Consider the following 22,139-nt stretch of genomic DNA (forward strand, 5'->3'; position numbering starts at 1 on the left):
GCATTGGCTGCCTTTTTTTATTCCACATACTGTTTCCTGAAAAGCCATCGGCGGCTTTTCTTCTTTTCCCTGCCCCTGGTGTTTGCGCTATTGGCTTATTGGGCCAGCCGCATCCGGTTTGAAGAAGATATTACGAAGCTCATTCCGGCCAGTGACGGTTCTGAAACCCTTACAGAAGTATTGCAGTCTGTTAAATTTGCGGATAAAACGATCATCAACATTTCCACGCCCACGGCTGGAGATTTGGGCGCTTTACAGGCATACGCAGACAGCTTTGCCCTGGCGATGGAACAACGGGCTGATCCGTATATCGCCCGTCTGCAAGTTCGATTGGAAGACGACCAACTCACAGAACTGCTGGACCTGGTAAGCAACAACCTTCCCCTGTTTCTGAATGACAACGATTACCGTCGTATTGATTCCCTGCTGCACCCGGATTCCGTAGCAGGAAGCGTACAGGAAGCTTACCGAACAATCACCAGTCCGCAAAATTTTGTAACCGCAACATTTGTGCGCCAAGATCCGTTGGGATTGGTCTTTCTAGGATTGCGTAAATTCCAGCGACTGCAATCGGGCGAGCAGTTTACGCTGGAAGACGGTTACCTGATTGGCCGGAACCGCAAAAACCTATTGGCTTTTATCACATCGTCGGGAAGCGCAGGAGAAACGGCGAAAAACGCCGAATTCATCCGAATCCTGGATCAAACGGTCCAACAACTCAACACCCAGTTTGACGGGCGCGCCCATGCCGAATATTTCGGTGCCACCGCCGTGGCAGTGGCCAATGCCCAGCAGATCAAACGCGACATTCAGCTTACGTTGTCCATCGCGTTGGTGATGCTTGTTGCCCTGTTTATCTATTTCTACCGCCGTGCCACCATTCCCCTGATCATCCTTTTTCCGGCAATTTTCGGAAGCTTACTGGGCATGGCCGTATTGTATTGGCTGAAAGGCACCATTTCAGCGATATCCATTGGTATCGGATCGGTACTGCTGGGGCTCACGCTTGACTATTCCCTCCACATCCTCAGTCACTATCGAGGTACCGGAGATATCCGAAAATTGTTTGAGAGCACCACCAAACCCTTGCTGATGTGTGCGGTTTTTACGGCTGTGGACTTCCTTTGCCTGATGTTTCTCCACTCCGATGTACTGAAAGATCTGGGCATCTTTGCCGCCGTGAGCGTATTGGGTGCCGCAGGTTTTGCTTTGGTTTTTATCCCTCAGGTGTATGCGCCTACCCGGGAGGTCTCCGCCAGGCAACATACATTCATCGACGCCATTGCCCGCTATGATTTCAGCCGCAACAAATGGGTACTGGGTATGGGGGTTCTGCTCACCGTTGCAAGCCTTTTTACCTACCAGCTAGTCGGTTTCAACGATGATCTTGCCGCACTGAACTACGAGCCGGAGCACCTGAAGCTGGCCGAACAGCGACTGGATACACTGGCAAATTATTCAGCAAAGTCCATTTACCTCGTCGCACATGGCAGTACCTACGACGAAGCCGCCGACCGGAATGCCCGCTTGTATAGCCAATTGGAACAACAGGAGGCTAATGGGCATATACAAAGTTTCCAGTCGGTGGGCGGTATTGCATTGTCTGCTGCTGCGCAGCAGGAGCGAATCAACCGGTGGAACCGATTTTGGTCGGAAGATAAAAAGGAACGACTCACGCAGCAGCTCCTTATCGAAGGTGGTCGCGTAGGTTTCAAAAAAAACACCTTCCAACCTTTCTTTGAAACACTTTCGCACACCTTTTCCCCGTTGGATACCACCGAGCAAGCGCTGCTGAATACGCTGTTTCTCGAAGAATTCGTATCGGCGCGCGAAAACCTGACAACCATCACCAGCGTCATGAAGACCGACGATAGCCTTGCTGCCGGAGCCATTCAATCGCTGGCAGATGAAGGGGCCGGCATCCTGGCCATCGACCGCAAACATTTACAGGAAACGTTACTTGGCAATTTAGAATCCGATTTCAACACGCTGTTTTTTATTGCGTCCGTGGCTGTTTTTGTAGTCACTTTTTTGTTTTTCGGCAGTCTTGAAATTACCCTGGTCACCAATATTCCCATCTTCCTGGGGTGGCTGGTTACATTGGGCCTCATGGGTGCATTTGGTATCCAATTCAACGCATTCAATATCATCATTGCCACCTTGATCTTTGGCCTGGGGGTCGACTATTCCATTTTTGTAACGAAAGGTCTGCTGGAGCAATACACCTACGGTAGCCGCGACCTGCCGGCATACAAGGCCGGGGTTGTAATGTCTGCCCTTGCTACCCTGCTTTGCTTCGGAATACTCATCTTCGCCAAACATCCCGCCATCCGCTCCATCTCCATCATCCCGTTAATCGGTTTATTGGTTGTGGTCTTGATGTCCTTTTCGCTACAGCCCTGGCTTTTCCGCGTGTTTTTCACCAAACCCCAGGAAAGGGGCAACACCCCATGGCGCATTGTCAACCTGATTCTCACCGCTTTCACGTTTGGCTATTTTTTTCTCGGTGGACTGGCATTGAGTCTTTTGGCACAGCTATTTATCGCCACTATCCCCCTAAGCAAAAAGAAAAAATTTGCTCTTTTCCATCGTGCGTTGCAATTGTTTTTCCACAATCTCATGTATCGCACGCCGGGTGTGCGCATGGAAGTAATCGGCCGCCAGTCTTCCAATTATAATCCACCCGTCATTTTGATTGCCAATCACACATCGATTTTGGATACGCCTACGGTGGGACTTCTGCATCCCAAACAAATCTTCATGATGAACGACCGCCAGTTCCGTTCGCCTTTCTTTGGTCGTGCCATGCGGATGGTAGGCGCTCCTCCTGCTTCCGAAAATCAACCCGAAAGCCTGGAAAAAATCCGCAAAAAGGTCAGTCAGGGATATTCTGTTATTATTTTTCCGGAAGGTACCCGGTCGATGACGACCACCATTCAGCGGTTTCACAAAGGGGCTTTTTACCTCGCAGAACAACTCAAACTGGATATTCTTCCCCTATTGGTGCATGGCAATGTTCATGCGCTGCCGAAAAATGACAACATGCTCAAACCTGGACCGATCACGCTAAAGTTCCTGCCAAGAATCAAGTACGATGACCTCACGTTTGGCCAAACCTATACCGAACGAACGAAACGTATTTCGGCTTATTTCAAAACCGAATTCCGGGCGCTGCGCAACGAGCGCGAACCCGCTGGTTATTTCAAAAAGAAGCTATATTTCAATTTTCTCTATAAACCACGGCATATTCAACGCGCGGTCAAAGCCACGTTTACTACCCACAAAGAAAGTTACTACCGGTTATTGCGGCAACTTCCGCTGAAAGGGCATTTTCTGCATCTGGGATGCGGTTATGGCGTATTGGATTTCCTATTGGTTTATGACAGCGCTGCGCGTCAGGTTATGGCGTGGGACGCCGATGAAGAAAAAATTCGGGCAGCCCAACACACCTATACTGTAAACCGCTACGCGCTGCAGTTTGTAACGGACATTCCGCCATTGTCTGTATACGACGTACTCATCGTGTCTAAGTCGGCATCTTTTGACTGGGCGGGTCAAGCCAGAACCGCTACTTGGGTGGTGGTGGAGGACGCCACACCGGAAACGAAAGCATCGCTAGCAACACAAGGCTTTCAGCTCGCTTTTGAAGGCGATTATTTGGTTGGATTTCGAAAAAAAGAAGGTTCAAATTAGGGCTGAATTCTGATAAGCCAACTAAAATCTGTAGATTGGCCGTAGACAACTTAAAGTTAATCGAATTAAGCGACAATTCCAAAAATCGAACTCCCAATAAATTTTTATCTTTACCCCAGTATGCATGAATCCTTCGATATCATTGTCATCGGAAGTGGCTTGGGTGGGCTGGTCTGTGCAACCATTCTAGCGAAAGAGGGATTCCATGTATTGGTGCTGGAAAAAAACAACCAATACGGGGGCAACCTTCAGACCTTCGTTCGCGATCGGTGCATCTTTGACACAGGTGTGCATTATATCGGCGGCTTGGAGAAAGGGCAAAATCTTTACCAGTATTTTCATTACCTGGGAATTGCCGAGAAGCTTCGCCTCAAACGAATGGACCGGAACGGGTTCGACAAGGTGACCTTTGATGACGATCCGACGGAATATCCGTACGCCCAAGGAGGGGCTAACTTTGTGGACCAACTTAGTCACCATTTTCCGGATGAGCGCAAAGGTATTCAACGGTTTTACGCTAAAATGAAGGAAGTTTGTCAAAGCTTTCCCCTGTATCGTTTAAATGCCGAAGAAACGTATCAGTGGAATGAAGACACCCTGGGTCTGAAAGTAAGCGATGTAATCAACGAATGCACGTCCAACCCCAAATTGCGCGCCGTATTAGCCGGCACCAACTTACTGTATGCGGGCGTTGAAAATAAAACGCCGTTTTACGTGCACGCACTATCGGTCAATTCGTACATCGAAAGTGCCTGGCGGTGTGTAGACGGAGGCGGGCAACTCGCCAAGCTCCTCATTCAGGAGCTTCACAAGCATGGGGGAAAATCCCTGAAATACAAAGAGGTAGTCCGGTTTCATATCGAGGAGGGCTTGCTCCGCTCGGTTGCCACTTCCGATGGGAAGATCTACCAAGCGACCTCATTTATCGCAAATATCGATCCCAAAAAGACGCTCGACCTGATCGGTGATTATCCCATACGTAAATCCTACGCAAACCACATCCGGCAGGCCGAGCATACAATCTCATCGTTCAGCCTCTATATTGTACTAAAGCCGAAACGCGTGCCCTATCTCAATAAAAATTACTATCACTTCCGGGATGAAGCGAGTGTATGGAACAACATCCGCTACGCTCCGGAGGATTGGCCGATGGGGTATATGGTGTCAATGAATGCAAAACGTAATCAGGGTGAGTGGGCAGAGGCGATGACGGTATTTACCTATATGCACTATGACGAGGTTAAACAATGGGCGCATACGCACAATACGGTAGCTGAAACCGGTGACCGGGGCAACGGCTATGAACAATTTAAGCAGGAAAAAACGGAAATCATGCTCAATGAATTGGAAAAGAAATTCCCGAACCTCCGGGAGCACATCCAAGCTACATATGTATCTACTCCGTTGACCTACCGCGATTACATCGGGAGCGAAACCGGCGGCATGTATGGGTTTGTTAAAGATGCAAATCATCCGTTGAAAAACTACCTGCCACCCCGCACTAAGATTAAGAACTTACTGCTCACCGGACAAAGCGTAAACATGCACGGCATTTTGGGGGTCACCATCAGTGCGGTATTGACCTGTGCTGAACTGCTTGGCAAATCGTATCTTTTAGCAAAAATCAACCGGGCCAACCAATCGGAATCGTTAACTGTCGGCGCTTATGGCAACATTTAATCTGGAACCTTTAGAACGTATCCAACCCATTTCCAAGGCTGAGTTTATCCACCGGTACTATCGCCCCCAACGGCCGGTTTTGATCGAAAACCTGACGAATTCCTGGAACAGCAAGTGGACGTTCGATCACATCAAGTCATTGGCTGGCGATCAAACGGTACCGCTATACGATAACAAACCTGCGCAGGGAAAAGAAAGTGTGTATGCACCAGTGACCACCATGCAGTTCGGTGAGTACATCGATCTGCTGAAAACACAACCTACTGACCTCCGGATTTTTTTCTACACGCTGAAAGACCACTGTCCGCAATTGCTGGAGGATTTTGAGTATCCCGATATTGGACTTACATTTTTCAAGCGGTTGCCGGCATTATTTTTTGGCGGTGGTCTATCCAAAGTGTTTGCCCATTATGACATCGATTTGCCGGATAACCTGCATATCCACTTCGAGGGAAACAAACGGGTGGTGCTTTTCGGCCCCGAACAGAGCACCCACTTATACAAAGTGCCGTTTTCTATTCATAACATCGACAAAATCGACATGGATAACCCCGATTTTGAGCGGTATCCTGCGTTGAAACACGCCAAGGGATATGAAGTATACATGAAACATGGCGATGCCCTGTACATGCCCAGTGGCTGGTGGCATTACATCACTTATCTGGATGGCGGCTTTTCCATGACGCTGCGGGCACTACCCCGTACGCCTAAACGTTTCCTGAAGATGATCTATAACGTGTCTATGATGCGTCTCATCGATAATACCATGCGAAAAATACAGGGCCAAAAGTGGCTGGATTACAAGGAGCAGTGGGCTTACCGACGCACCCAGCGCCTTTTATCCGTATCGCCTGAATCTTAAACAAACTTAGTATAGCTTAATGCCCAGGAAAAAAAATAAAATCTTTTTTGTTTAACGTCTGCACGGCAACTCCTAATGATGTCGTTGCAGTAACGAATGTGTCGGAGTACAGGGTTTGTGGCTCAAGTTGTATTCCTGAAATAGATTGACAAATACATCGAGCGCTGAAAGATAATTCGGCGGTCTTGCGCAGCCATCCGATTCTGGACGGCTGCCAAGCACCTGCTATTGACACGCATTCAGTACGACATACCAGCGTTGCGTTCTACCACCGCAACTTGGGGAATCTGGTATGCGTCTGTCTGCATGTAAGTTTTTATAACGGCTGTTATTCGACGGTCTCTACAGCAATCCTACCTTGGCACCACCGAAACGGTAACTTAATCCGATTTCATGCGAAGTATTGCTGATGCGTCTGTTCAACGCTTCGTTGCCCGGGTTGAATTGATAGCTGTATCCTAACCCGAAACCGGAGAAATAAAACTGCACCATTCCGGCGACCTCGCCGTAGCTCCGCACATTGGCCCCGATACCGAATACCTCTTTGATAAAGAATATTGCAGAGGCCTCTGCCTGCGGCCTGAGACTCTCTGAATAAGTGACGAGAATTGAAGGGCGGACATGGAAATCCGTGCCAAGGGCGAACAATGCGCCTGCCGTAAGGTGGTAAATGTTGCGGAAATTGTAACGGCTGTCGCCCGACACTCCCAAATTCCCCAGCATCAACCGCGGTAGGGAGAGTCCCACATAATAGCGATCCGGCCTGTAGAGCATTACGCCAAATCCCACCAAGGCATCTGTTTCGTTTACATCTTCGCGAAATGCCGGATCTTGCGGATCCAACTGCGAGAAGCGGCCATCCAGGTAGGCTACACCTGCATTTAGCGACAGGCCCACGTATTCTGTCTGGGAGATGCGTACGCTTTTGGCAAAAAAAGCACTGGCTTCGGAGAGCTTCTCCACAGCCAGACTTTCGTGGCGAATGCTGAGCCCTGCTGTTGCACCAAAATCTTTGAAGCCGATGTGACCGCTGCCCCAAAATACAGTAGGCGCACCCTCCATACTTGCCCACTGCCGCCGGCCGATCACACTTACCTCTCCACCTTCAGCCAGCAGACTCGCTGCAGGGTTCAACACGGTACGCAGTTGCCCGTGTTGCGTATGCGTTAGTGGCTGTTGGGCATTTGCGGCGACTGCAAATACCAAGATCGCAGCTACCATACTTATTGTTATCCTTTTCATTTTCTTGTTCTATGCTGTTTGCGTTAAGCGGATCCGCACTTCATCAGTATCTCATCACAAAATATCCTTTTTGTGCACGTATCCTTCCGTTGTCTTTGATTTCGACGATGTAGAAATAAGTTCCTGCAGGCAACTGCAACTGTCCGGTGGATATACCCCGGAATACCCTGTTCGTATTATCGTACCCTGTTACCTCGTACAACACCGTCCCGTTTTTATTGATGATGGTTACCCTGTTCTCCGGGTAATCCCTGATTCCCTCGATCATCAGGAATTCATTGATCCCATCGCCATTCGGTGATACGGCTTTATGTACCCGAACAGGGAAGTCGCTGCCATCCGTTACATGGATGGTGACGCTTACCGGCTCGGCAGGATAGTAGTTGACATCCCCCTCCTGGGTAGCTGTAACAGTAACCGTTCCCACCCGCAGGATATCCAACGAGGAACCATTTAAAGCAGCGACCTGCTCATCGTCCAACGAAAGGACCACGGGCAAGCCACTGCTGCTGCTTACATCCAACGGAATAGTACCAGCGTTGCGTTCTACCTCCGCAACATGGGGAAACTGGATTTCCTGGTATGCACGCAAGACGGTCAATACGGCATGCGTATAATCAAATGTATAATTTTGCGATTCGCCTCCACTGATGGTGATGGGGTATTCGCCCACGCCGGTGGTGGAAGTCGCGGTTGCTGTCGCTACCGGTGCTTTATCTAATGCCGATTGCGTATCGCCGTTTACAAAGCCCGAATATTGGAGCTCAAAGACAGGGTTCGCCTCGCCATACGGCCGCTCGCTATCTTTTACGGAAACCGAGAGTGTCGCCGGTTTGATCACCAGCTTCCGGCTTACCTCTTGTGCCGCGCCATAGAATCCACCTCCCGATTGCGAAGCAATTACCTGAACAGTACCTGCCTCGTTAATACGGAGACGGTTGCCGTTTACAATTTCAGCAATATCGGTATCATTGCCCTGTATATCCGTAATGTGGTAAGACACCGGTAAGCCGCTGCTGGCCGTAGCATTCAAGTCGATGTTATCATCACCGTAGGTTTTCTCCGGCAGCGCATTAAATGTGATTTGCTGCGTAAGTTCTTCTACAACCAGCACACCAACGGATACCGACCGCTCTTCTTTGGTATTCCGCACCACGCCATTGGCCTGCAAGGTGTGGCGGCCTAATTCCAGATCAGCAGGAATGGCCAATGTCCCATCAAATGTGCCGTTTTCCTGCACGGGTATGTGACCCAGCATTTGTGGCTCGGAGAACACATACAACGTGATTACTGTTCCCGGCTCAAAGCCGTAACCTTTCACCTGTACCGAAGCCCCCTCGCCGCGGATGATGCGGATGACCGCTTCGATGTCTGTAATCGGAATTAGCTGATTATTGATACCGATAGAAGCCAAGTCCATCGTGAAGCTGTCGTTGCTGAGGCGCAGGTAGCTGTTGTCGATGACCTCCAAGGAGACGGCTTGTGGTTTACCATCCACGATGACCACTGTCTCACCCGGCGCCGGTTTCGGCAATTCACCCTTTTGATCCGGCACCGGTGCTGATGGTACCGTTGCGGCTGTGGCAGCGCTAAACGCGCCCGTCCCGGCCGCATTGACCGCTGCCACGCGGAAGCGGTAAGGCATGTTGTTGGTTAAGTCGGTTATCGTTGCGTTGGTCGCTGTCGACGTACCATCCTTAACAGTATGCCACGTGGCTCCTTTATCTGTTGTATATTGAATCAGGTAATCCATAATCGGTGCGCCACTGACATTTTGCGGAGCCGTCCAGGTGAGGTCTACCTGTTGGTCGCCGGCTTCAGCTTCCGCATTGGCCGGAGCCCCGAGCTTATTGCCTATAGAAAGGCCGGTCAAGGCATTATTCAACTGCTCCAGCGCCTTGTCGATTTCAGACTGCACCGCATCTGGATTGTCAAGGACGATCTGCGCAGCTTCCAATGCCTTTTGCAGGTCTTTCCAGCTTTCTGGGGTGTAGTTTGCTTCATTCAGCTCTTTACCTTCCTCTACTCTATTTTGGAGTGTAGTCTTGTCTACCGTCAGACCCGTCATTGCGTCGCGCAACGCCTGAGTGACTGCATCGATTTCCGACTGTGTCGCAATCGGATTATCAAATACTGTTTGCGCTGCTTCGAAGGCATCCTGAACAGCTTCCCAGCTCGCTTGCGAGTAATCCGTTGCTGTCAGTTCTCCCGCGTCTTCAATGGCAGTTGCCAATTCTGTCTTATCAACCGTCAGGCCCGTCATCGCATCGCGCAGTGCCTGCTCGGCATTATCGATCTCCGACTGTGTCGCATTCGCATTGTCGTATACCGTTTGAGCCGCTTCCAAGGCATCCTGGACAGTTTCCCAACTCGCGGATGAGTAATCCCTTTCTGTCAGTTCTCCCGCATCTGCGATGGTAGTTTGTAAAGCTGATTTATCAACGGTAACTGTCATGGTCAGCGTATTGGATTCCAATGCCGGTGTAATTGTGTTGGCTATAAGAACTACTTCACCTGCATTTTCGCCAGTTAGAATGAGCTGTGCTATACCTTCATCGGCGGTTGCTACGGACAAGCCCGCAACCGATCCTAGGCCACTTTGTTGCACAAATGTGATTTGCAGCACGCTTTGGGCTCCCGTTGTAACTATATTTCCAGCCTTATCTTTCAAAATTGCCGAATATTGGCGGGTGCTGCCAGATGCGAAATCCGCTGCACTTCCCACCAACTCAAGCTGTGTCGCAACACCATGTCCCATCACGAATACTTTCCATTCCGTTGTAGCTAAAGTTGGATTTGCGGTAAAGTTTAGTACATACGTTTCATCAACGGCGCCGGAAAGCTCGATGTCAGTGAATGTAATAATACCAGATGACGCGGTTAACGTGGTTGAGCCAGTAAGTGTTCCGCCATCACCATGCGTAATTGTAACGGTCACTTCGGTACTGTTATCGGCCGTCACTACGTTACCGTAGGCGTCATGGATTTCAATAACGGGTTGGGTAGTCAATACTTCACCGCTTGCACCTGCAACAGGATGTGTAGTGATGACGAGCTGAGTCGCCGCCCCGGCAACGAACCCGACCGTCGCCGTGCCGATAACCGAACCCGTAGCATCCGTGCCCAGGTAAGCCGTAACCGTAACCGTGTTCGCTTCCGTAGAGGTCAGATCGGCCGTGTAGGTGCCGTCGCTGTTATCCGTAACAGCGCCAAGGGAACCGTCGCCCAAAGTGCCGCCCGTAACAGCAAGGAACACATCGTCCCCGCCGCCCGTACGCACGTTGCCCTCCGCATCAAGAACCGTAACCGTTATTTCTGAGGCCGAACTGCCGTCGGCCGTAACGCCGCTGGATGGGGCCGAAGATACCGTTGAACTGCCATTGTCCGCAGCTCCCGCAACGAACCCGACCGTCGCCGTGCCGATAACCGAACCCGTAGCATCCGTGCCCAGGTAAGCCGTAACCGTAACCGTGTTCGCTTCCGTAGAGGTCAGATCGGCCGTGTAGGTGCCGTCGCTGTTATCCGTAACAGCGCCAAGGGAACCGTCGCCCAAAGTGCCGCCCGTAACAGCAAGGAACACATCGTCCCCGCCGCCCGTACGCACGTTGCCCTCCGCATCAAGAACCGTAACCGTTATTTCTGAGGCCGAACTGCCGTCGGCCGTAACGCCGCTGGATGGGGCCGAAGATACCGTTGAACTGCCATTGTCCGCAGCTCCCGCACTAATAGTAAAATCATTTGAAAGTATTGCATCAAAACTGATTGACTGTGCTGTCAAATGATATGTACCCGTTAAGTCAACACTCAAATCGTTAAATGATGCTATTCCATTAATGGCTTGATTCGTCTTGTCCCCAGAAAGCGTCGCCGATCCAGAATTTCCTAACCCTGTGACAATGTTTTCCGTAGAAGTCGTTACCAAATTGCCATATCCATCCTCTACGCGGACCGTAACCGCTGGAGAAATGGCTTCTCCTGCGGCAGCATTACTCGGTTGTACACCGAAAGATAGCTGTGCAGCAGGTCCGGCAACAACTTCCGTATTTGTACCCTGATCCGCAGCTAAACTACTGCTATTATCTGCTGCACCTATCCAACGATCTATTCCAGCTGTCTTAAAGATAACTTCAAGTGTTTCGGTACCATCCTGAACATTAAACAGTGCAAGATCCGGCAATAAGGTCGTGCCATCGGCGAGGGTAGCCAGCGCATCATTGGTAGTCAATTTAACTCCTGCATCTGCACTCTGTATAATGTTCCAATTAGCATCTACAATGTTTATTTCTAATGCAAATTTGACCCCTGCTGTCTGTTGCGTAGGTGTACCAGTTTTACCGGTAACCGTTCCCGGTGCCGCGGTCTCGCCTGGCATCAATACTTGTAATTTGTTTGCTGTTCCTGCAGATACCGTAACTCCGGCACCCGTATTTGCTGCAAGCGGGCCGCTTCCGGCTTGATCTGTAGCAGTTACCGTATGGGTCCCGGCTGTTTTAAAAGTGACATTGAATGTTTTAGTCCCAGCTACTAACCCAGCGTCATCTGGTAATCCGGCGTTGTCATCGCTGGAAATGATCTTCACCGTTGGCGTGGCACCGGTGACCACATTCCAGTTTGCATCTACTGCATTGACGGCGACCGTTACTGAGTTTCCGGATGTCTGAGTCGCAGGTGTCCCAGTCTTTCCGCTGCTAGTACCCGGGGCAGCAACTTCACCCGGCATCAGCACTTGAAGTTTGACGGCAGCACCAGGTGTAACAGTCGCACTGCCGGAAGATGCCAGCAATACGTTCCCAAAAGTAGTTCCTGTTACTCCCTGTGGTCCGCTGGTCCTAAATGTAATATCAAACGTTCCAACTCCTGAAGATAGTGTCAGACTCGCTGGGTCGGGAAGTTCTGCATTCCCATCTGTAGAACTGATAAAAACTTGATCAGTAGCTGTAGGCACAATGTTCCAGTATTCATCAACAGCATAAACCGATACTGTGGCCGGTGTACCCGCTGTCAACGAAGTCGGCGTGCCTCCTTTTCCATCAGCTGTTCCCGGTTCTTGTGTTTCACCGGGCATCAGCACCAATAATTTGACAGCTGAACCAGGAACCACATTCAATGTTATATCCTGTTCAAAAGGATCGTAACCCCCATCGATGCCGGGATCTGTAGCATCAGAAGTCACTTTTATAACCTGCTCGCCGGTTTTCAGCATCTTCAGCCTGTCTCCTTCTAGCTCCACTACGTTTTCAGAACCTTCCAATGAATATTCCGGCGAAGGCAACGTGGCCGAAGGAGATCCGCCGTCTTGAAAAATAACCGGACTAATCGCATCTTCATCGAAAGTCACCGTATATTTATTATCTTGCAGTATAATACTATCGTCTGCATTAGCTGCTAGACGCGGCAACTTGCGCTGACGTTCGTAAGCGCCTATATCGATTGCGCCGTCATATACCCGGATTTTGCCTACAAGATCCGTATCTGTCAACAAATCGCCCCCTGCGGCAGTATAAACCTCATTATTCCCAACGTTCATCGCAGGTGAACCACCTGAAAGAGAAAGATCACCAGCATTTGCATCCGTGAACAGCGGGTCGAGATCCTCGTTCCCTGCACCGGTATAGCCGCCTTCAACTATACTATAAGTAACCATTCCGGTATTGATTTCAGCACCGGCATTGCCCCAAAGAATAGAATTGTAAACGGTCAAAGAACCTCCTTCTTGGTGAATTCCGCCATCGGTTCCCGCCTCATTATTGTACATCGTACTGTTTGAAATGGTTACTGTCGCTCCACTGTTATATACGCCGCCACCCGTACCGCTGCCAGCTGTATTCCCAACGACAAGCGTATTTCGGATATTGGCGGTACCAGTTCCCAACAAAATACCCCCCGCCAAACCTCCTGTTGTTGCAGTATTCCCAGCGATCGTCGCCCGATCAATTATAATATTACCTGCAGCTAGTACCCCACCGGCATATGTTCCCTTGTTATCACGAATAATGGAGCCTTCCAGTAAATGTAGATGAGTATTGGCCTGTATACCTCCGCCCGAATTTGCAGATATATTTTTAATGACCTGTGTATTCTGCAGTATCGTTTCTGCCCCGCCATCTGCATATATACCGCCGCCAAAACTATTCGCGGTATTGCCGTCCCCAAGGCCATCTCCACCGATTAACGAATTAGTAAGCAGAAGATGACCAGCATTATATATGCCACCACCAGCTCCGGAACCTGTTATGTTATTGCCTGAAACACGAATATTATTCCCAGTTACAGTGCAGCCTGGATATATATATATTCCGCCACCGTTACCTGTCGTATTTCCTCCCGTAATCTTCAGGTTTTCAAATACGACCATGCTCGTCCCTGTAGCATCCTGACCTATATTGATTACGCGCTGGCCTCCGGTTTGCTTAATTACAGCACCTGTACCCAAACCTTTTATCGTTATATTTTTGTTGTTAGCTATTAAGAGAGCCGCGGTAATATTATATGTGCCTTCTGGAAGTTCCAGTATTCCTCCAGCTGGTGTCGCATTGATCAGATATTGAATATCTACCTGAAAAGCTGCGGAGGCTACAGCTGCCCCAGCACCGAGTACATTACTTGCAACAACCTGAACCCGAATCCACTTATTCAAGTCGCTGACATCTAAGCTATATGACGAGGAATTCGCTCCGGAAATATCTATATAGGTGCCTGCCTCCGTATCTGATTGCTGCCATTGATAAGCATACCCTGTAGGACTTTCCGTCCACGTGCCTGTTGTTGCAGAAAGCGACCATATGCCGCTTACTGTTGGCACCACGGTATTAAAAGGCACTCCATCCATATTAAGCACAGCCAGCCCCGCGCTTACCGCCCCTGTAGAAAAACTGCCACCTACCAAGATTTTTCCGGGAGATATACCGATTGCATTTACTGAGGGAGCGTCACCCAAACTCGAAACGCTTCCCGGCATAAAGTTAGCGTCAACCGTCCCGTCTGAATTCAATCGAATAACACCTTTCCTTACCCCGTTCGGAAACGTACCCCCTACTAGAACTTTACTGTCGTCCTGAATCAAAAGCGTCTTTACAACGGCACTGGCACCGAGAGCACTACCCAAAGCGGTAGAAAATGTTGCATCTTTTGTGCCATCCGCTTGTAGACGCATAAGCCCAAAATCGCCGCCGACAAGATATCCGGTACCGTGCTTGATCACAGAAAAAACAGTATTGGAATTGCTAATACCTGCTGCCTGAACATTTGTTTGAAAACCAGCATCTAAAGCTCCATCAGTAAGACTGATCTTGCTGAGGCCGCCCACGTTAGTTGTCGCTGCAGTAGGGCTTTTGTAGCTTGCCATCTTACCTCCCGCAACAATGTTTGTTCCATCCAAAAGGAGCGTCTTTATCGTTCGGTTGGCATCATCTGTGCTTTCTGTTTCGTCAAAACCGGTAGACACCGTAAATGGGGAAGTATTGACCTGTCCGCTTGAAAATAATCGGGAAATTCTTCGGTGTGTTACGGACCCATCCATTAACGTGAATGATCCTCCGAGGATGGATCCTCCTTGACCATCGGAGATTATTGCATAAACTGGCATATTGGCTCCCTTACCCATGGAAGTTGTGCTCGAACCATTTAAATAACCAGCATCTAAAGTACCATCTGCATTTAGCCGGGTGACACCCACAAATAGTTCCGTATCCGTTTCCGGTATCCAATCATATCGTATACTACCGACAAGCAGGATTTTATCATCTGACTCAACTAAAATCGAATTGATAGCGCCATAAAACGCCTGTGATGTAGGTAACCCTCCAATTTTTGCGGGGAAGAGGAAACTATCATCCAGGGTTCCATCGGTATTCAGACGAACAAGATTTCCACACGGAATGCCCTTATAGGAAGTTAATGCGCCCCCCACCAAAATCTTTCCATCTGATTGAAATGCCACTGCATTTACGACTCCGTTAAATCCGGCTCCTATGTCTACGGCGGTGTTTTGATAACCGGCAATTTGTGCAATTAGCGCGGACGAATTAAGCAAACCGATGGTTAAGCTCACAAAATAGAATAACCATTTCCGTACAATTCTTTTCATCTTATTATTTTATCGTTTAAATCTTTATGGTCTTTGTTTAGGCACCTTTTACAGTATAGGTTAATCATAAGTACTTCACGCTTCAACCCAGCTCTCTATACTTATCCATCAAACCTGCCCGGCTATTTAACTGCAGTTTCCCGTAAACATTCCGGATGTGGAATTTTACCGTTCCTACACTGACGGAAAGTTCCGCTGCAATTTGCTTATACGAATCCCCTTTTTTAAGCAGGGACACAATCTCAATTTCCCGCGCAGTGAGCCGCTCGGTATTCGATGCGGCTGTTTTATCCCTGGTGGTATCAAAGTGCCGGAGAATCATTCGGGCCACCTGCGGACTCATCACCGAACCGCCTTCCAATACCTCCAGCAACTGCCGTTCAATCTCGGGCAATGGACAGTTCTTCAGCAGGTAATCGGATGCACCGGCGGAAAGCGAACGGAAGATCGTGTCCTGATCGTCGAATACGGTGAAAATGACCACCTGCGTGGATGATGACCGTCGCTTGACGTACCAGGTCACTTCCACTGCAGACGTATTGGTTAGGTTGCTATCACACAAAAGCAAATCGATACGCTGTTCCTGCCAGCCGGCAAAGAATTGCTCTCCGGATTGGGTCATCAACACCAAACAGAAATTTGGCGATGAAGTGAAATACTCCATCAATGCGTCAAGAATAATCGGCTTATTCTCAATAATGGCCAAACGATACTTAGTTGGCTTCATGGTAAATGTTCTTCAAAATAGTAAATGCACGTGGTTAACACGACTGCAAAAATATTCCAAACAGGCAATATGTTTTCCCACCCAAAAGGGTAGTTTTGAAAAAAAGTGATATAAATCACTTATTACTTAATATTCGAAAACTAAAAGGAAAATTCAAAAGAAAACAGCAGCGTTGCGCAGCCGTCCAATTTGGACGGCCGGCAAGCACCTGCTTTGACATGCATCCGCGGCGACGTTGTACCAGCGTTGCGTTCTACCACCGCAACATGGGGAAACTGGTGCGCGCCTGTCTACATGTAGGCTTTTGTAGTGGTTGTTACATCGGTCGTTTATATTTGTTCATCAACTCTGCTCTGCTGTTGATCTGTAACTTTCCATAGATATTCCGAATATGGAATTTTACGGTATCTACGCTGATAAAAAACTTTTCGGCCACAACTTTATACGAATCACCATTTTGCAGCATGGACACGATTTCTATCTCGCGCGGGGTGAGCCGCTCGGTTTCCGTGACATATGCTTTGTCCAAGTGAGGGTTAAAGTGGCCAATAACCATACGGGCTACGTGGGGGCTCATAACAGACCCACCGTTAAGCACTTCCATTAACCGGTCTTCAACTTGCATTAACGGTGTGTTTTTGAGCAGATAGCCAGACGCGCCTGCGCACAGGGCCTGGAAAATCGCTTCTTTATCGTCAAATACCGTATACATAACCACCTGGGTGGATACCGATCTGCGTTTAACAAACCACGCAGCTTCTATACCCGATTTCCCTGGAAGACCAATATCGCATAGCAGTAGATCAATCCGTTGCTCTTTCCAACTGTCCATAAACTGCTCGGATGATCCGGCCATCAGAATGAGATCGAAGCGATCAGACGCCCCAAAAAACTCGACTAGCGAATCTAATATGATCTCATTATCTTCGATTACAGCCAATTTATACTTTTCCGGCCTCATTTTCTGTTTTTCATTTCAGGGGTTGATTGGGACAGCTATTACCATTCGATAGTATTCCATTCGTAACCTCTGCAAATGTAAGTGTTTTCACAGCAATGATTTCCTACCCGAATGGGTGGTTTTACAGAATACGCAGCTACCTGCCAAACCGTCCAAAAAAGGAACGGTTGGCTAGGTTCAGCTGCAGCACGCTATCTGGCAGTCGTTGCGTTCTACCACCGCAACAAAGGGATAACTGCACTTGCTGATAGGCGTGCCGTATTAGGGTTAAGGCCAGATTAAAAATATCGTCTCTAAACTTCAGTATCATAGACACTGGCAAAGGTACTGGTTTAAGTCATTGAAAAACCTACCCAAAAAGGGTGGTTCTGAAAATGTTCAGTACTTATTAATAAGTTCTGCTCGAGAATTGATCTGCAGTTTACTATAAATGTTACGGATATGGAATTTTACCGTATCAATACTGATAAAAAGGCGCTCAGCTACGGTTTTATAAGACGCTCCATGCTGCAGCATCGAAATAATTTCGATCTCCCGCGTAGTCAACCGATCAACTTCCTTCGGTTCCACCTTATCTAAGAGGGGGTTAAAATATCCGATAACCATCCGGGCAACCTGCGGGCTCATAACTGAACCGCCATTTATCACTTCAATAAGCTGCTCTTCGATCTTACGTAGCGGAGTGTCTTTGAGCAGGTAACCCGAAGCACCCGCACACAATGCCTGAAAAATCGTCTCTTTATCTTCAAACACCGTAAACATGACCACCTGTGTCAAATACGATTTGCGCTTAACATGCCAAGTGGCCTCAATTCCCGATTTTCCCGGAAGACCAATGTCGCAAAGAATAATGTCAATACGTTGATCCTTCCATAAATTGATAAACTCTTCCGTAGAAGTTGCAGTAAACAAAAGTTCAAATTGAGAAGCTCTGAAGTACCCCTCCAACGCTTTTAATATAATGGAATTATCCTCAATTATCGCCAGCTTAAATTGATCACTTTTCATAAATATCATTAAATATCTCCCGCCTCATCGCCAAGAATGGTACTTTTCACAGATAGCCGTAAAGATAATTGATTTTGACGACCATCACACTACCCTTTTCGTGTAGTTTTAAAAAAACAACCTTCACTTTGATCGTCGTAACACCGGACCAAAGCAAACCCATAAACTAAGCAATACATACAACATACTGAGCCAAATCAATTGTTTAACGTCCATAAGGATATACCCCCCCTGCGTACGATTGAAAAGGATATTAAAAAACATCCCGATCTGAAAGGCAATGAACAACGTATACAAAGAAGTCAGAAAATACAAATATTTCAAGGTGCTTGACGACACCGTCGAATCCGTACTATCCGTCATGAACAATACCCGCCATTGCATCATCAGATAAATTAAAGCTAAAAACAAGCGTAAAATATAGTGGGCTTCCTGGTGAATAAACCCATACTCATGCTCATAACCTAAACGGGGATCTATAATCAACTGCTTCAAAAATGCTACTTTTTCCGAATCTTCCACAAACATATAAGGAAGGATATCAACCAATCCGAAAACGAAGGGGATGAGATGGATATACCAATATCTAGGAAGCTTATGTTCCAGTTGCAGTCTTATCCGAATGAAAAAATAGAATGCTGGAGCGACTAAGTAATAGAGGGGAATCCCCTTGTTATAAAAGTTCGGAATCTTAACAATCTGCTGGGTCAAGATCATCAAATGAATGAATACTTGCCACATAATTGCAAACAACGCAATACCAAGCAATACTTCTGCTGGATCACGACGCACATTTCCATTAAAAACACGGAATGCAATGCCTAATGTGCTAAACAGAATACCAATAATGGCAAATGTAACAACGAGGGAATGCATCAGCTTATCAAATATTTTAGTGGATTCATCCAACGGCGCCCCGTATACAGAAAAACAATTACAGACACCTCATAGCCGGTTGCAGTATGACCAGCTTTATAGACCCCACCAATTTGTTCTGCCCGCATTTGCATGTTGCGCTTTCCATGACCTGATCGGCCCCGAGGCGGTTTCACTCGCGATTGCTGCCCTTGCTGCCCGTTATCGCGTATCACAAGCGCTATTTCTGCACCGCTGTGGTGCAGTTTGACGTACACACTGTCTGCCCGCGCATGCTTACAAATGTTATGTATTGCTTCCTTGTAAATCAAATACAGGTTTTGCCGTACGCTCTGCGGAATCTTCCGGTCTTCCTGCTGATCTACCTCAAAGGTAACCGCTATATCCATCGGCTCCAGTAGTTGCCCAGCCAGGTACTTCATCCGGTCGCTCAAACTGCCCTGTTGATTGTTGCGCGAATCGACCGTCCATATAATATCGTCCATCATCTGGATCGCCTCGCGGCTGTAGCTGCCGATGGAATCGACAGATTCGATACGGGCGCGGTCATCTTTTAAGCGCAACAAGTCTGTCTGCATGGAAATACCCGTAAGTAACCCCCCTACTTCGTCGTGAAGATCGCGCGAGATCCTTCGTCGTAAGCGGTTTTCACCCTTTATCTTGCGCCCTCGTTCGTACAGGATAAATCCGGTCGTTCCCCCGACAATCAAGATCAACAACATATAAAAAGTCAACGTTTCCGTAAACGCTGGTGCCTTGTGGATAACCCACGTATGTTCCTTTTCCACCGTACGGTCATTAACCGCCTGTACTTTTACCGATACGTAGTAATTGCCCGCAGACATTCCCGATAAGTTGATCTGCGACGATGCAGGCAACTCCTGGTACGCATCCATCAACGGTGCTATTTTGAACAGCATCCTGTACATCTGCCGGTAATGATTGGGACGCGCGAAATTCAGGGAAAACCAAACGGCGTCCGAAGGTAGCTGAATGGTGTCCTGAAGCATCTTACCAGCATATGCATCTACATATCGGTTGCTCTTCATCCCCAAGCTCGTGCCTGCAATCAGCGGTGCATCGATGTATTCATGGGTAGACCGCAGCAATTGAGCGGGGTGAAATCGGATGTAGCCCCCAATACCGCCCATAAATAACTCACCGGTAGCCCTGTCGTGATAGATAGCCTGATGATTGAACTCTTCAAACGGAAGTCCATCCGTATGGTAATAATTATACAAATGATTACCGTTCATCATGGACAAACCCTCATGGGTGCCCAGGAACAACGTACTGTCTACCCACATCATTTGGTAGACCGTATTACTTGCCAGCCCTTCTTTCGCTCCGACCGAACGGGCATGGTGTCCCATGCGGTCGATCACCACCAACCCGCGTCCCTTGGTAGCTAAGTAAACAGAATCACCAAATTGTGTATGCGAATAGATATTCAGTTTGGCCTCGTCTGCAGGATATACCTTGCGAAACTGGTTATTCCTCCAGTTAAAATACCCTTCATCGGTGGTAAACGTAATGCCTGCCCCAACGTAGGAAATCGACTGCACCCGCATGCCTCGGCTAAAAAAGCCATTTTTTGGACAGACAAGTGGATAAACATTGCCCGAGGAACGTGCATATTTCCAAATGCCGTTATAAGTACCCACCAACAGCGTATCCGCTACTTGCTGGACGACGCAATACGCCATACCGGAAAACCGTTCGTTTGAATTGCCGGGAACATGAAGCGGTGCCGGCACTACTTTGCCACCGACGAGGTAACAGAGGAAATCACCCTCCAACGCGATGCATACCGTATCATTGGAAAGTTTCAAAAAGTCATAATAATTATTCTCAGGTTCGCTGGTATACGGTCGGAGTTCACCTCCACTTGGTAGCGCATCCAAATATCCGTATCCACCAAAATAATAGGTATTGCCCTGCTTGATCATACCCCGTGCGCTACCACTGTTGATAAAATCAAACGTGATTTTTGTAGGAAACACACTGAACAACCCACCGTCCGTGCAAATGAGCCATTCATCTCCTTCTTCCTGCCAACCATTCAGCCGCTTATGTAAAATATGCTCGTCAAGTTGATGACTATCGGCATTCAACAGCCTGAAGGCAGTATCCCGGCTGAACTCCATATACTTATCTTCATGGAAAACAATTATTTTGTCATCTCTTTCGAACGACCAATGGTTCCAATTCGTAAAATCGTTCGTAGGGAATTGCCTTCGATTTAAATACCGGAAAGACGTGCCGTCGAAAACATAATATCCCTTCGAGTAAATCCGGATCAACACACCGCCGTGTACCGGCAGTAAATCTTCGATACGGTTGAACAACCCTTCGGGAAATGCAACCGAGCGTGTCTGACGCGTTTGTAGGTCGTGTTCATATAAATGGTCCCCGAATGCCAACCAAACATGTTCGTTATCGGCTACCAACATCCTTCCCACAGGGCGCCGATCGTACACAGCGTTTGGATCAAATTGAAAGAGAAAATGCTTTGACAGCGCATCGATACGCCACAGACTTCCCAATCCGTCTGCCAGATAAAATAGATCATCCAACTTAAAACACGAGGCCACGGGTCGGCCGACCAAATCACTCAGGTAATGGTCTTCCTTAACAAACGACCAGCTCCGGAGATCAAAGATGGCGAGTCCGTTTCGCGTGTTGATCCACAAATGTCCCCAAGGATCGGCATGAAAATCGCTTACCTCGTAAAACGGCAATCCATGGCTGTATAACTTTGAAAAAGGCACCACATTTACCCCGTCATACCGGTATAGCTGCCCACCCGACAATAGCCAGATCATTCCGGAGGGGTCCTTAGCGGCTTGGGTAACCATGGCATGGTACCGATCTATTCCCGGAAGTATCTGCGTATAGTGATAGGGAGCTGCATTGAGATCAGCATAACAAATACCGATCATGAACAATAACATGGTAAATGTCAAGCGTCTGATTCTGCCGTTGGGTTTAGTGCTTTTCATCG

Annotated in this window: 10 protein-coding genes; 3 read left to right on the plus strand and 7 right to left on the minus strand. The window is 48.2% G+C overall.

Annotated features, from left to right (window positions below):
* The first annotated feature begins 3 nt into the window (after positions 1 to 3).
* The 3 genes from BMZ56_RS05500 to BMZ56_RS05510 all read left to right on the plus strand — a co-directional run bounded on the left by BMZ56_RS05500 (position 4) and on the right by BMZ56_RS05510 (position 6,235).
* Positions 4 to 3,693: an MMPL family transporter gene (locus BMZ56_RS05500; RefSeq protein ID WP_218146470.1), complete on the plus strand. Its 3,690-nt coding sequence runs from the start codon at positions 4 to 6 to the stop codon at positions 3,691 to 3,693.
* A 120-nt stretch (positions 3,694 to 3,813) separates the two neighbouring features.
* Positions 3,814 to 5,373, plus strand: coding sequence for a phytoene desaturase family protein (locus BMZ56_RS05505; protein ID WP_090625226.1), 1,560 nt, complete (start codon positions 3,814 to 3,816; stop codon positions 5,371 to 5,373).
* A complete protein-coding gene (locus BMZ56_RS05510; RefSeq protein ID WP_090625229.1) occupies positions 5,360 to 6,235 on the plus strand; it encodes a cupin-like domain-containing protein in 876 nt (291 codons plus the stop codon). Before BMZ56_RS05505 ends, BMZ56_RS05510 begins: the two co-directional genes overlap by 14 nt.
* Before the next feature lie 342 nt (positions 6,236 to 6,577).
* Here the strand turns inward: BMZ56_RS05510 and BMZ56_RS05515 are convergent, their stop codons facing one another.
* The 7 genes from BMZ56_RS05515 to BMZ56_RS05545 form a co-directional block, all read right to left on the minus strand.
* Positions 6,578 to 7,477: a PorP/SprF family type IX secretion system membrane protein gene (locus tag BMZ56_RS05515; RefSeq protein ID WP_090625231.1), complete on the minus strand. Its 900-nt coding sequence runs from the start codon at positions 7,475 to 7,477 to the stop codon at positions 6,578 to 6,580.
* Positions 7,478 to 7,520: 43 nt separating this feature from the next.
* Positions 7,521 to 15,563: an invasin domain 3-containing protein gene (locus tag BMZ56_RS05520; protein WP_090625234.1), complete on the minus strand. Its 8,043-nt coding sequence runs from the start codon at positions 15,561 to 15,563 to the stop codon at positions 7,521 to 7,523.
* An 82-nt stretch (positions 15,564 to 15,645) separates the two neighbouring features.
* Positions 15,646 to 16,290: a response regulator gene (locus tag BMZ56_RS05525; RefSeq protein WP_090625237.1), complete on the minus strand. Its 645-nt coding sequence runs from the start codon at positions 16,288 to 16,290 to the stop codon at positions 15,646 to 15,648.
* 316 nt (positions 16,291 to 16,606) lie between these two features.
* Positions 16,607 to 17,251 carry a response regulator gene (locus tag BMZ56_RS05530; protein WP_090625239.1) on the minus strand — a complete coding sequence of 215 codons (645 nt, stop codon included), beginning with the start codon at positions 17,249 to 17,251 and terminating at the stop codon, positions 16,607 to 16,609.
* A 378-nt stretch (positions 17,252 to 17,629) separates the two neighbouring features.
* Positions 17,630 to 18,259, minus strand: a complete 630-nt coding sequence (locus BMZ56_RS05535) for a response regulator (RefSeq protein ID WP_177195042.1) — start codon at positions 18,257 to 18,259, stop codon at positions 17,630 to 17,632.
* A gap of 123 nt (positions 18,260 to 18,382) precedes the next feature.
* Complete coding sequence (locus tag BMZ56_RS05540) at positions 18,383 to 19,135, minus strand: hypothetical protein (protein WP_090625245.1); 753 nt, start codon at positions 19,133 to 19,135, stop codon at positions 18,383 to 18,385.
* Positions 19,135 to 22,137, minus strand: a complete 3,003-nt coding sequence (locus BMZ56_RS05545; protein WP_090625247.1) for a sensor histidine kinase — start codon at positions 22,135 to 22,137, stop codon at positions 19,135 to 19,137. Before BMZ56_RS05545 ends, BMZ56_RS05540 begins: the two co-directional genes overlap by 1 nt.
* Positions 22,138 to 22,139 lie beyond the last annotated feature (2 nt).

Source organism: Parapedobacter indicus, from assembly GCF_900113765.1.
GTDB classification, from domain to species: domain Bacteria; phylum Bacteroidota; class Bacteroidia; order Sphingobacteriales; family Sphingobacteriaceae; genus Parapedobacter; species Parapedobacter indicus.

Excerpts from the sequence above, each read along its gene's own strand:
- BMZ56_RS05525 (WP_090625237.1), bottom strand. The coding sequence starts at position 16,290 with ATGAAGCCAACTAAGTATCGTTTGGCCATTATTGAGAATAAGCCGATT.
- BMZ56_RS05535 (WP_177195042.1), bottom strand. The coding sequence starts at position 18,259 with ATGAAAAGTGATCAATTTAAGCTGGCGATAATTGAGGATAATTCCATT.
- BMZ56_RS05540 (WP_090625245.1), bottom strand. The coding sequence starts at position 19,135 with ATGCATTCCCTCGTTGTTACATTTGCCATTATTGGTATTCTGTTTAGC.
- BMZ56_RS05545 (WP_090625247.1), bottom strand. The coding sequence starts at position 22,137 with ATGAAAAGCACTAAACCCAACGGCAGAATCAGACGCTTGACATTTACC.
- BMZ56_RS05530 (WP_090625239.1), bottom strand. The coding sequence starts at position 17,251 with ATGAGGCCGGAAAAGTATAAATTGGCTGTAATCGAAGATAATGAGATC.
- BMZ56_RS05510 (WP_090625229.1), top strand. The coding sequence starts at position 5,360 with ATGGCAACATTTAATCTGGAACCTTTAGAACGTATCCAACCCATTTCC.
- BMZ56_RS05520 (WP_090625234.1), bottom strand. The coding sequence starts at position 15,563 with ATGAAAAGAATTGTACGGAAATGGTTATTCTATTTTGTGAGCTTAACC.
- BMZ56_RS05515 (WP_090625231.1), bottom strand. The coding sequence starts at position 7,477 with ATGAAAAGGATAACAATAAGTATGGTAGCTGCGATCTTGGTATTTGCA.
- BMZ56_RS05505 (WP_090625226.1), top strand. The coding sequence starts at position 3,814 with ATGCATGAATCCTTCGATATCATTGTCATCGGAAGTGGCTTGGGTGGG.